The following is an 11,153-nucleotide window of genomic DNA, read 5'->3' as shown; positions in this document are numbered from 1 at the left end:
CGATCGCCTCGGCATCGTTGTAGTCGTTCTTCTGCCCTTTGTTGAACGGCTTGACGTAGATCGCCGGGATAATCCTCGGCTCGAAGCCCATTGCGCGCAATGTCCTGCTGACGAAATGCGCGCTCAGGCAAGCCTCCATGCCGACAATGCAACGCGGGAGCATCTCGAAGGTGCTGGTCAGTGCAAGACGCTTGATCTTCTGCCGCAGGACACGTTGGCCATTTCCGTCGAAACCGACGAGATGAAAGACGTCTTTCCCGATGTCGACGCCGATGACTACAAGCGTCGAAGGGTCGTGTTTGGTCGCGGTTGTCATCGTTGCTCCTCCTCCTTGGCGGTGACCCTCAGAGGCTATCACCGCGGGTGAAGCAGTCGGCACATCCCATTAGCGGACCTTCTACAGCATGGCATGTCCGCAGCTGAAACAAGGAAAAGCGGAAACTCCAACTTTGACATCGCAAAAGATGTTTCACACGAATTCCTCAATTCGGCAAACGAGGGCAGCATTGGCAAAAGCACCTGTTATCCCCGGAACCTATGCTTTTGCAAAATCACTCTCTGTCATTGCGTTGCTTTCAGTGACCCGCACGGCCCAATCCATCAATTCGGCGGCGTCAGGCGGCAAGCCGATTGCCATTCCTTCAGCAAAGCTTTCAAAAGCTGGCCGATTCAGCGCGTTCAGGCCGACAAGAACGGGGATATCCATCGCGACCGCCTCGGCGATAACGCTGCGGAACCCGCGCCCCTCGGACTCGTGTTTGCCGAACTTGTTGACGATCAAGAGGTCCGCGCCGGATGACAGGCCAGCCGCGACCAGTCCGACGGCCGTTTCAAGTGCAGCCGGGTCGAGGCGGCACCCGCGCGCCTGCGGGCCAAGATCCTGACTAATGCGCAAGATCGCGCCACCCGGCAACACCCGTACATCCATGTCGCAGGGACCGGCTTCGGCGCGCTCGCTGTTGATCTGGACGGTCCCGCAGCACCTGAGACCCCGGGCCGCGAGAGCCGCTGCCAGCCGTTCAAGCACCAGATCGGTATCGCCGCGTCCCGGCGCCATTGTGTAGGCAAGTTTCATATCCGGGCTCCTTCAGGATTGGCAGAAAGGTTGGAATTCGACCAGCGCACCGGCTGGCAGGCATTCGGCATCGGCGGGCAGAAACATCAGCCCGTCCGAGAGGGACAGCAGACCGACACGCGCCGAATGGGTGGCATCCTCGAAACTGACGATCTCGCGGCCATGGGAATCGAACCCGGCCAGCGTGGCGGGCCGGAGTTCACAGCGCCCTCGCTTGCGGCGGATTTCGCTTGCGGTCACGACGTGTCGCCGGGTCGGGGCGCCAGTCCGTTCGCCGGTCAGGGCACGGATGAGTGCCATTCCGAACACCTGCCAGGTGACGAAGGCAGACACCGGATTGCCGGGTAGACCAAGCCAATAGGCTTTCCCGATGTGCCCGACTGACACGGGCTTGCCCGGTTTGATCGCGACGCCGCTGAACAAGACCTCGCCCTCGAGCGCCATGAAGGCAGGCTTCACATGATCTTCTTCCCCAACCGAGATACCGCCCGTGGTGATGACAAGGTCAGCTTGCGCCGCCATGTCGCCCAATTGACGGACAAGGTCTGCGCGGCTGTCGGCACCATGGGCCGATGCAACGAGTTCGACGCCCGCAGCTGCAAGGCTTGCCATCAGCATCGGTGTGTTGACGTCCCAGATCTGGGCGGCCTCGCGCGCCCCCCCGGCGCGACGGACCTCATCGCCGGTAACCAAGAGGGCCACGCGCAGCCTGCGCCGGACACGAAGGATGCCTGCGCCGGCGGCGGCGCAGACGGCAATCTCTTTCGGGCCAAGCCGCTGGCCCTTGTCCAGAACGGTCACGCCCCTGGCCAGGTCGCTGCCTGCACGGCGGATGTTCAGGCCCGGTTGAGGACGGCGGGACAGGTGAATGAAATCTCCGTCGCGCAAGACATCCTCCTGCATCACGACGGCATCGGCCCCGCCCGGGATCGGCGCGCCCGTGAAGATCCGGGCCACCGCAGCTCCTGCGACCGATGTCGTCGTCTCCTGCCCGGCAGGTACGCGCGTTATCACCCGCAGGTCCCATGGACCGTGCCCCGTCAGGGCGGATGTTGCGATGGCATAGCCATCCATCGCGGCATTGTCGAAAACCGGGGCCATGGACCGAGACCGGACCGGCAGCGCGAGAGTGCGGCCAAGGGCGCTGCCCGCCTGCACGGCCTCGGTTCGACTGACTGGCGATGCATGCGTCGCAATCCGGGCAAGGGCCTCGTCGATGCTGATCAGCGCATGGCGCATGTCCTGACTGTCACAGCCGCAGCCCGGTGACGCGATGGCTTGATGGATGGTCATTGTGCTGCCTCCTCGGCGGAATGGGTAGGCTGGAAATGCCCGGGCCCGATGCTGCAATCGAGATCGCGCAGGCGCCCGTCCTTGAGCCCGTAAATCAGGCCATGCACGCGGACATCGGCTCCGCGGCGCCATGCCTTCTGCAGGATCGGCGTCTCGCAGACACGCCGAACGCCTTCGACGACGTTCAGTTCGGCCAGCCGGTCACGTTGTCCTTCGAGGTCGGGTTCGCGCCCCAGATCGACCGCGTAAGCGCGGGCCAGGCGCCGGATCGGCTCGAGCCAGTGATCGGCGAGACCGTGTGGCAGATCCTCGGTCGCGGCCTTGACCCCGCCGCAGCCATAGTGGCCGCAAACGATGATCTCGCGAACATGCAGAGCATCGACCGCGAATTCCAGCGCCGACAGGAGGTTCATGTCCGAGGAATGAACGATGTTGGCGACGTTGCGATGGACGAACACTTCGCCTGGATCCAGCCCCGCGACCACGTTGGCCGGCACCCGGCTGTCCGAACAGCCGATCCAGAAGAACTCGGGCGCCTGAAGGGCGGCAAGGCGGGTGAAATAGTCAGGCTCTTCGTCGTGACGTTTTTTCGACCACGCCACATTGCGCGTCAGAAGGTCATTCAACATCGGTCGTCTCCGGGAAATCTGGCAGCCCGCGTCTTGAGCGCATGTGTTTCGAGAGGATCCGCAGATCGGCCCGGGTCAGCCGGGCGCGGGCAATCGGCAAGAGGATCGCGTTTTCGGCAACGAGGTGGCGCCGCACGTGCCCCGCAAACCTGGACAACACCCCGCGCTCCTTGGAGGACAGATCGGCCCCTCTATCGAGGCAACGAGAGAGCATCGCTCGCACTTCGGGCAGCAGACGCATCGCCTCATCCTGATCGGCCCTGATCCGGTCGATCGCACCCTCAATCGCATCCTCTTCTGTGCAGCGCCGGGCAAGAAGCGGGAACAGGTCCTCAGCCTCGTCGCGCAGGTGGACGTTCAGTTCCTCGTTCACAAAGCGCAGCACCGCTGTCGCTTCTTGGCGATTGAAAGCGTCCGCCGTTGCCAGCGCGTCGATAACTGCGCAAATCTGACGTTCGCGCAGGTGGTCTTCGCTGATGAAGTCCAGAGGATTTGCGAGCAGGCTCGGACTCGTCGGTTTGTCGCCACTTCCGCGCGTCACTGTCTCTGACGGTTTCATCACACGTCCTTTCGCGTGGTTCAGATCGGCGTCAGGCTTGCGCCGGAGATCTGCGCCCCTTGACCGAGGCTCTCCACGAAGGCGCGCGAGGCGCGCGCCCAGGCTGCCTTTTCCAACGCCTGCGCGATCTTCGGCCGAACGGTGTCGTAGGGCAGCACCTGCCCCGGCGCCGTGGCATTCAGTCGGATGATATGCCAGCCGTGGCGCGATAACACGGGCGCCGGGGTCACGGCCCCTTCGGTCAGGGAGCGCAGGGCTGCCTCGAACTCCGGCACGGTGTCGCCGGGGCCAAGCTGACCCAGATGGCCGCCAGAAGCCTTCGAACCGCAATCGCTTTCGCGCGCGGCAGCGGCAAATCCCTTGGCATCGCCGTCGAGTCGCGCCAGCAGGGCAATGGCCCGTGCCTCGGCCGCGGCGCACTCGGCTTCGTCGCGCGGATCGCAGGCGCACAGGATGTGCGAGACATCCCAGAGCGGTGCCGAACGATATCGGGCGGGGTCTTTCTCCCATTCCGCGCGCACGGCCTCTTCACCGACGGGTTCGATCACCAGCGCCTCGTCCAGCAGGGCGCGGATCAGGGCTTCGTCGTCTGTCTCGAACCGCCCAAGAGCCAGCTCGAGCGGGTCGGCCGTCAACCCCCGTCGCTTCGCCTCTTGCAACAGCAGTGCACGGATCGCCAATGCTTGCGCGGCCTTGCGCCAGGCGATCCCCGGCTTGTCTTTAGGGGCGCTGTGGTTCTGGGCCTCGGCGGCGATTGCCGCCGAGGGGATGGTTTCGCCGTTCACGACGACATCGGGAAACAGGGCCACGTTCATCTGGCTCACTCCGCTGGCGTCGTGGCGGTAGGACCGCGCTTGGCTTGCACCTTGTCATAGGCGCGGCGGCGTTCCTCGAGCGGGCGATGCCGCCGCGACCGCACGATCTGGTAGCCGGGCCGCGTCAGCAGGTAGCGGAACGGCGCGGCGAAACCGGACCAGATGTGGACGAGCCGCGTGAACGGAAACAGCGCCGTGATGATGAGACCGAGGAAGATGTGCAGCTTGTAGAGCCAGTGCACGTCGACGACGGTGACCCAGGCGTTGATGTTCCAGCTGACCACGCTCTGCGACCAGGTCATGAAGCGGACCATTTCCGACCCGTCCATGTGTTGCAGTGTCTGGGTGATCGTCAGCAGGCCGATGGCAAGCTGAAGCCAGATCAGGACCATGATCAGGATGTCGGGGAAAGTCGATGTCACGCGGATGCGCGGATCGACCAGGCGGCGATGGATCAACATGGTCGATCCGATCAGGGCGGCGATGCCAGCCGGGCCACCGATCAGCACCGCCATCCATTGCTTCAGCGCATAGGGAATGCCGATGGCATCCAGCACCCAGATCGGCGTGAAGAGGCCGATAAGGTGCCCGAAGAACACGGTCAGGATGCCAACGTGGAACAGGATCGAACCCCAGATCAGCTGCTTGCGACGCAGGAGCTGGCTCGAGGAACTCTTCCAGGTGAAGGGGTCCCGCTCGTAGCGCACGATCGATCCCACCAGGAAGATCGTCAGCGCGACATAGGGCATGACCCCGAAGATGACGAAGTTGATGTCGAAGTCGCCGAACATGTCATGCACTCCTGTTCAATTGTTGCGGGGTCGGTTTGTCCATCGCCGCGAGCATGTCGCGGACCTGCGGACAACCGGCGTTCGGATCTGGGCCGAAGGTGACTTCCGTTTCCTCCCAGACAGCGTCGAGCGCCGCGAGGTCGGTCGGATCATCATCGGGCTGGGCCAGCATGTCGGCCACCGCTTCGGCGTCGGCCTTGTCACCTGACAGCTGCAAAAGAGCGGCGAACGCGGCGGCATATCCGCTGTCGCGCCGGACGAGCCGGGCCGCGAGAGCATCGATGATATGCGCCGCGTCCGCCAAGGTTTCCTGCACTTCTGCGAAGGGACGCGTCGACAGGAATTCCAGCAGCACCGGCAGGTGATCCGGCAGTTCCGTTGTGGCGGGCTCGAACCCGCCTGCCCTGTAGGTCTCGATCAGACTGACCATTGCACCGCCGCGGTCCCGGCTTTCGCCATGAACGTGCTCGAAGAGATTGAGCGACAGCGTCCGCGAGCGGTCGAAGAGCATCACATAACTCTCCTGCAGATCGTAGAGGTCGGCGTCTGCGAAGCCATCGGTCAACGAGCGCAGCGCAGCGCGTGTATCGGTGGCGATGCGAGGATCGGAACCAAGAATTGTCCCGATCTCGGGCATCGCCTCCTGAAGTTCCCGCGAGGGATAGCTCAGGATCAGCGACAGGGCTTTCAGGGAACGGTCCAGCATCAGAAGGTCTCCTGCGGAAGGGCGAATTTCTTTTTCTTGCCGCCGAAGAGCGTCGTCTTGCCCGCCTCGCCGGTGGAACAGCCGTTGCCGTCGGTGAAGCCGCAGCCGCCGCGGATGTCGGCGCCATGCTCGTTCTGTTCGCGGTGCGCCGTGGGGATCGCGAAACGATCCTCGTAATCGGCGATGGCCATGATCTTGTACATGTCCTCGATCACCCGACCGGACATGCCGACCCGGGCGGCAATCGCCTCGTCGCGCACGCCGTCAACGCTGAGGGCCCGCATGTAGAGCCGCATCGCCGACATGCGTTCGAGGGCGTGAACGATGGGCTCCTCGTCGCCCGCCGTCAGCATGTTGGCGAGGTATTTGACGGGGATGCGCAGGGAGCGGACGTCGGGCATCTGGTCGCTCATCGCGATCTGGCCCGCCTGAGCGGCGTTCTGGATCGGGCTGAGCGGCGGGATGTACCACACCATCGGCAGCGTCCGGTATTCCGGGTGCAGCGGGAAGGCGACCTTCCAATCCATCGCCATCTTCCAGACCGGGCTGACCTTCGCCGCCTCGATCCAGTCTTCGGGCACGCCGTCACGGCGCGCCGCGGCGATCACCTCGGGGTCGTTCGGGTCGAGGAAGACGTCGAGCTGCGCGCCGTAGAGATCGGTCTCGCGCTCGGCACTGGCCGCAGCTTCGATCTTGTCTGCGTCATAAAGGATCACGCCCAGATAGCGAATGCGCCCGACGCAGGTTTCCGAGCAGACCGTCGGCTGGCCGCTTTCGATCCGCGGATAGCAGAAGGTGCATTTCTCGGATTTGCCGGTGTCCCAGTTGTAATAGACCTTCTTGTAGGGGCAGCCCGAGACGCACATCCGCCAGCCGCGGCACTTCTCCTGGTCGATCAGAACGATGCCGTCCTCCTCGCGCTTGTAGATCGCGCCCGAGGGACAGGAGGCGGAACAGGTGGGGTTAAGGCAGTGCTCGCACAGGCGCGGCAGATACATCATGAAGGTGTTTTCATACTCTCCATAAATGTCCTTCTGCACCTGATCGAAGTTGTAGTCCTGAGACCGCTTCGAGAATTCGCCGCCGAGGATTTCCTCCCAGTTCGGACCCTTCTCGATCTTCTCCATCCGCTCGCCGGTGATCTTCGAGCGGGGGCGCGCGGTCGGGAACGCGGTCATGTCGGGCGCCGATTTCAGGTGGTCGTAGTCGAAATCGAACGGCTCGTAGTAGTCGTCGATCTCGGGCATGGCCGGGTTGGCGAAGATGTTCGCCAGGATCCGCCATTTCGACCCCTGCTTGGGATGCAGCTTGCCCGAGGCCGAGCGCACCCAGCCGCCGTTCCAGCGCTTCTGGTTCTCCCAGTCCGTCGGATAGCCGGTGCCGGGCTTGGTCTCGACGTTGTTGAACCACGCGTATTCGACACCTTCACGCGTCGTCCACACGTTCTTGCAGGTGACCGAGCAGGTGTGACACCCGATGCATTTGTCGAGGTTCAGGACCTTGCCGATTTGCGCACGAACTCTCATTCCGCTGCCTCCACGTTCTGGGTTGCGGACCGGCTTGCGGGTTTGTCGAGCCAGTCGATCTTCTTCATTTTCCGCACGATCACGAACTCGTCGCGGTTGCTGCCCACGGTGCCGTAGTAGTTGAAACCGTAGGACAGCTGCGCATAGCCGCCGATCATGTGCGTGGGTTTCAGTGTGGCGCGGGTCACCGAGTTGTGGATGCCGCCGCGATTGCCCGTCTTTTCCGAGCCGGGCGTGTTCACGATCTTTTCCTGCGCGTGATACATGAACAGCGTCCCCTGCTTGATGCGCTGGGACACCACCACCCGCGCGGTCAGCGCGCCGTTGGTGTTGTAGGCCTCGACCCAGTCGTTATCGACCAGCCCGGCTTTCTTCGCGTCCACCTCGGACATCCAGACCACCGGGCCGCCCCTGTTCAGCGTCAGCATCAGCAGGTTGTCGGTGTAGGTGCTGTGGATGCCCCATTTCTGGTGGGGCGTGATGAAGTTCAGCACCACGTGCGGGCTGCCCTCAGCCGCGTCGTTGTTGACGGCTGCAGTGATCGTCTTGAGGTCCACCGGCGGACGATAGCTGACGAACCCTTCGCCGAAGGCGCGCATCCATTCGTGATCCTGGTAGAGCTGCTGGCGGCCCGTCAGGGTGCGCCACGGGATCAGTTCGTGGACGTTGGTGTAGCCCGCGTTGTAGCAGACATCTTCGCTTTCGATCCCCGACCAGGTGGGCGACGAGATGATCTTGCGCGGTTGCGCGGCGATGTCGCGGAAGCGGATCTTGGTGTGATGTGCGCCCTCCGCGAGGTGGGTATGGTGCTGCCCCGTGGGCTTCTCAAGTTCTTCCCAGGCCTTCACGGCCACTTCGCCGTTGGTTTCCGGGGCGAGCATCAGGATCATCTCGGCCGCGTCGATGGCGGTTTCGAGTTTCGGCTGGCCTTTGGACACGCCCTCATCTTGAACGATGCCGTTCAGATCGCGCAGATGCTTGACCTCGGTCTTGGTGTCCCAGTTGATCCCCTTGCCACCGTTGCCGAGCTTCTCCAGCAGCGGCCCGACCGAGGTGAACTTCTTGTAGAGGTTGGGATAATCCCGCTCGACCGCGATGTAGTTCGGCGCAGTCTTGCCGGGGATCAGGTCGCATTCGCCCTTCTTCCAGTCCTTCACATGGGCCTGTGCCAGTTCGGCGGCGGTGTCATGGAGAAGCGGCAGCTGGACGATGTCGGTCTCCACGCCGAGCACCTCGGGCGCCACTTCGCTGAACTTCCGGGCGATCGACTTGAAGATCTCCCAGTCCGACTTGCTTTCGTAGGCCGGGTCGACCGCCGCCTGCAGCGGGTGGATGAAGGGGTGCATGTCCGAGGTGTTGAGGTCGTCTTTTTCGTACCAGCTGGCCGTCGGCAGGACGATGTCGGAATACACCGCCGTCGTGGACATGCGGAAGTCGATGCAGACCAGCAGGTCGAGCTTGCCCTTCGGCGCTTCGTCATGCCAGACGGCCTCCTTCGGCATCACGCCGCCTTCCTCGCCAAGGTCCTTGCCCATCACCCCGTGGTCGGTGCCCAAGAGGTGCTTGAGGAAGTACTCGTGTCCCTTGCCGGACGACCCCAGCAGGTTCGAGCGCCAGACAAACAGGTTGCGCGGCCAGTTTTCCGGGGCGTCCGGATCCTGACACGACATTTCCAGATCGCCGGATTTCAGCTGTTCGGCGACGTAGTCCTTGATCTCCTTCCCAGCCTTCTTTGCGGCTTTCGAGACTTCCAGAGGATTGGTCTTGAGCTGCGGGGCGGACGGCAGCCAGCCCATGCGCTCGGCCCGGATGTTATAGTCTATCAGACTGATGTCCCAATCGCCCTCGGGTGCGGTCGGCGACAGGATCTCGCCCGCGCGCAATGTCTCGTAGCGCCACTGGTCGGTATGGGCGTACCAGCAAGACGTCGAGTTCATATGCCGCGGCGGTCGGTTCCAGTCGAGTGCGAAGGCTAAAGGTTGCCAGCCCGTCTGCGGGCGTAGCTTCTCCTGACCCACGTAGTGCGACCAGCCGCCGCCTTCCTGCCCGATGCAGCCGCACATCACCAACATGTTGATGATGCCGCGGTAGTTCATGTCCATGTGGTACCAGTGGTTCAGACCGGCCCCGAGGATGACCATGGACTTGCCATGGGTCTTTTCGGCGTTGCCTGCGAATTCGCGCGCGACCGCGATGATTTTCTCCCTCTCAACGCCGGTGATCTTTTCGGCCCAGGCGGGGGTGTAGGGACTGTCGTCGTTGAAATCCTTGGACACCCAGTCACCGCCAAGACCCCGGTCGAGGCCGTAGTTGGCGCAGAAGAGGTCGAAAACGGTGGCAACCAGCGCTTCGGATCCGTCGGCCAGTTTCACGCGGCGCGCCGGAATGTTCCGGGTCAACACTTCGGGGTGATCGCATTTCACGAAATCGCCCGTGGCCGCACCGCCGAAATAAGGGAAGTTAACGCCTACGACCTCATCGTGATCGCCATCCATGATCTGGCTGAGGCGCAGCTTGCTTTCAGCGCCCTTCGCTTTCTCCTCGAGGTTCCACTTGCCCTCTTCGCCCCAGCGGAACCCGATGGACCCGTTCGGAGCCACGATCTGACCCGACGCCTCGTCATAGGCGACGGTCTTCCAGTCGGGGTTGTTGGCCTCGCCCAGCTTGCCGTCGAAGTCGTCAGCGCGCAGCATCCGGCCCGGCACAAGGTGGCCGTCCTTTTCATCCAGCCGAACCAGCATCGGCATGTCGGTATACTTGCGGGCGTAGTCCTCGAAATACTCGGCCTGCCGGTCGAGGTGGAATTCGCGCAGGATCACGTGACCCATCGCCATTGCCAGCGCCGCGTCGGTGCCCGCCTGCGGGTTCAGCCAGATGTCGCCGAACTTGGCGGCTTCCGAATAGTCGGGGCTGACCACGGCCGACTTGGTGCCGCGATAGCGGACCTCGGTGTAGAAATGGGCGTCGGGTGTCCGGGTCTGGGGCACGTTCGAGCCCCAAAGCATCAGGAAACCTGCATTGTACCAGTCGGCCGATTCCGGAACGTCAGTCTGTTCGCCCCAGGTCTGGGGGGAAGCTGGCGGCAGGTCGCAGTACCAGTCGTAGAACGACATGCAGGTACCGCCCAGCAGGCTCAGGTAGCGTGAACCGGCGGCGTAGCTGACCATCGACATGGCCGGGATCGGCGAGAAGCCGAACACGCGGTCGGGCCCGTAGGTCTTGGCCGTGTAGGCGTTGGCGGCGGCGATGATCTCGGTCGCTTCGTCCCAGGTGGCCCGCACGAAGCCGCCTTTGCCCCGCGTTTTGTTGATCGAATTGCGCAGGGCGGGATCGCCCTGGATCGCGGCCCAGGCGGCCACCGGCGTCATCGTCTCGCGCATCTTCCGCCACGCCCGCATCAGCGCACCACGGATCAACGGGTTCTTCACCCGGTTCGCGGAATAGAGATACCAGCTGTAGGAGGCTCCCCGCGCACAGCCGCGCGGCTCGTGGTTGGGCAGGCCCGCACGGGTGCGCGGATAGTCGGTCTGTTGGGTTTCCCAGGTGACGATCCCGGATTTTACGTAGATCTTCCATGAACACGACCCGGTGCAGTTCACCCCGTGCGTCGAGCGGACGATCTTGTCGTGCCGCCAGCGGTTCCGGTAGGTGTCTTCCCAGCTGCGATCCTCGCGGGTGGTCTGACCCCAACCGTCGGAGAATTGCTCCAGTTCCTTGCTCTGGAAGAAGTTCAGTTTGTCGAGCAGATGGCTCATTTGG

At 63.3% G+C, this 11,153-nt stretch carries 9 protein-coding genes and 1 pseudogene; all 10 read right to left on the bottom strand.

Annotated elements, in window-relative coordinates; genetic code table 11:
- Window positions 1-316: pseudogene (locus QQK63_RS17315) on the bottom strand (IS110 family transposase); the annotation flags it as partial.
- A gap of 219 nt (window positions 317-535) precedes the next feature.
- Window positions 536-1,075: a DUF2478 domain-containing protein gene (locus tag QQK63_RS17310; protein ID WP_277822462.1), complete on the bottom strand. Its 540-nt coding sequence runs from the start codon at window positions 1,073-1,075 to the stop codon at window positions 536-538.
- A gap of 12 nt (window positions 1,076-1,087) precedes the next feature.
- Window positions 1,088-2,368 (bottom strand): molybdopterin molybdotransferase MoeA, encoded by a 1,281-nt coding sequence (locus QQK63_RS17305; RefSeq protein WP_277822460.1) that lies wholly within the window; start codon window positions 2,366-2,368, stop codon window positions 1,088-1,090.
- The gene (locus tag QQK63_RS17300) at window positions 2,365-2,997 is read right to left on the bottom strand and encodes a carbonic anhydrase (RefSeq protein ID WP_277822458.1); all 633 of its coding nucleotides are present in this window, start codon (window positions 2,995-2,997) and stop codon (window positions 2,365-2,367) included. Before QQK63_RS17300 ends, QQK63_RS17305 begins: the two co-directional genes overlap by 4 nt.
- Window positions 2,987-3,556 (bottom strand): hemerythrin domain-containing protein, encoded by a 570-nt coding sequence (locus tag QQK63_RS17295; protein WP_277822456.1) that lies wholly within the window; start codon window positions 3,554-3,556, stop codon window positions 2,987-2,989. The genes QQK63_RS17300 and QQK63_RS17295 overlap by 11 nt, the downstream gene beginning before the upstream one ends.
- Window positions 3,557-3,576: 20 nt before the next feature.
- Complete coding sequence (locus tag QQK63_RS17290; RefSeq protein ID WP_277822454.1) at window positions 3,577-4,371, bottom strand: peptidylprolyl isomerase; 795 nt, start codon at window positions 4,369-4,371, stop codon at window positions 3,577-3,579.
- 5 nt (window positions 4,372-4,376) lie between these two features.
- Window positions 4,377-5,162: a respiratory nitrate reductase subunit gamma gene (gene narI / locus QQK63_RS17285; protein ID WP_109565322.1), complete on the bottom strand. Its 786-nt coding sequence runs from the start codon at window positions 5,160-5,162 to the stop codon at window positions 4,377-4,379.
- Window position 5,163: 1 nt separating this feature from the next.
- Complete coding sequence (gene narJ, locus QQK63_RS17280) at window positions 5,164-5,868, bottom strand: nitrate reductase molybdenum cofactor assembly chaperone (protein WP_210730707.1); 705 nt, start codon at window positions 5,866-5,868, stop codon at window positions 5,164-5,166.
- The gene (gene narH, locus QQK63_RS17275) at window positions 5,868-7,394 is read right to left on the bottom strand and encodes a nitrate reductase subunit beta (protein WP_050930785.1); all 1,527 of its coding nucleotides are present in this window, start codon (window positions 7,392-7,394) and stop codon (window positions 5,868-5,870) included. Before narH ends, narJ begins: the two co-directional genes overlap by 1 nt.
- Entirely contained in the window at window positions 7,391-11,149 is a 3,759-nt protein-coding gene (locus tag QQK63_RS17270) for a nitrate reductase subunit alpha (RefSeq protein ID WP_109565321.1), read from the bottom strand. The genes narH and QQK63_RS17270 overlap by 4 nt, the downstream gene beginning before the upstream one ends.
- Window positions 11,150-11,153 lie beyond the last annotated feature (4 nt).

This window comes from Roseicyclus marinus (assembly GCF_030163795.1).
Classification (GTDB): domain Bacteria; phylum Pseudomonadota; class Alphaproteobacteria; order Rhodobacterales; family Rhodobacteraceae; genus Roseicyclus; species Roseicyclus marinus.
Note: the sequence above shows the minus strand (reverse complement) of the source record. Positions and strands in the feature narration are given on the sequence as shown.

Bases quoted from the DNA above. Each gene is read 5' to 3' on its own strand.
- QQK63_RS17310 (WP_277822462.1), bottom strand. From the start codon at position 1,075: ATGAAACTTGCCTACACAATGGCGCCGGGACGCGGCGATACCGATCTG.
- QQK63_RS17305 (WP_277822460.1), bottom strand. From the start codon at position 2,368: ATGACCATCCATCAAGCCATCGCGTCACCGGGCTGCGGCTGTGACAGT.
- QQK63_RS17300 (WP_277822458.1), bottom strand. From the start codon at position 2,997: ATGTTGAATGACCTTCTGACGCGCAATGTGGCGTGGTCGAAAAAACGT.
- QQK63_RS17295 (WP_277822456.1), bottom strand. From the start codon at position 3,556: ATGAAACCGTCAGAGACAGTGACGCGCGGAAGTGGCGACAAACCGACG.
- QQK63_RS17290 (WP_277822454.1), bottom strand. From the start codon at position 4,371: ATGAACGTGGCCCTGTTTCCCGATGTCGTCGTGAACGGCGAAACCATC.
- narI (WP_109565322.1), bottom strand. From the start codon at position 5,162: ATGTTCGGCGACTTCGACATCAACTTCGTCATCTTCGGGGTCATGCCC.
- narJ (WP_210730707.1), bottom strand. From the start codon at position 5,868: ATGCTGGACCGTTCCCTGAAAGCCCTGTCGCTGATCCTGAGCTATCCC.
- narH (WP_050930785.1), bottom strand. From the start codon at position 7,394: ATGAGAGTTCGTGCGCAAATCGGCAAGGTCCTGAACCTCGACAAATGC.
- QQK63_RS17270 (WP_109565321.1), bottom strand. From the start codon at position 11,149: ATGAGCCATCTGCTCGACAAACTGAACTTCTTCCAGAGCAAGGAACTG.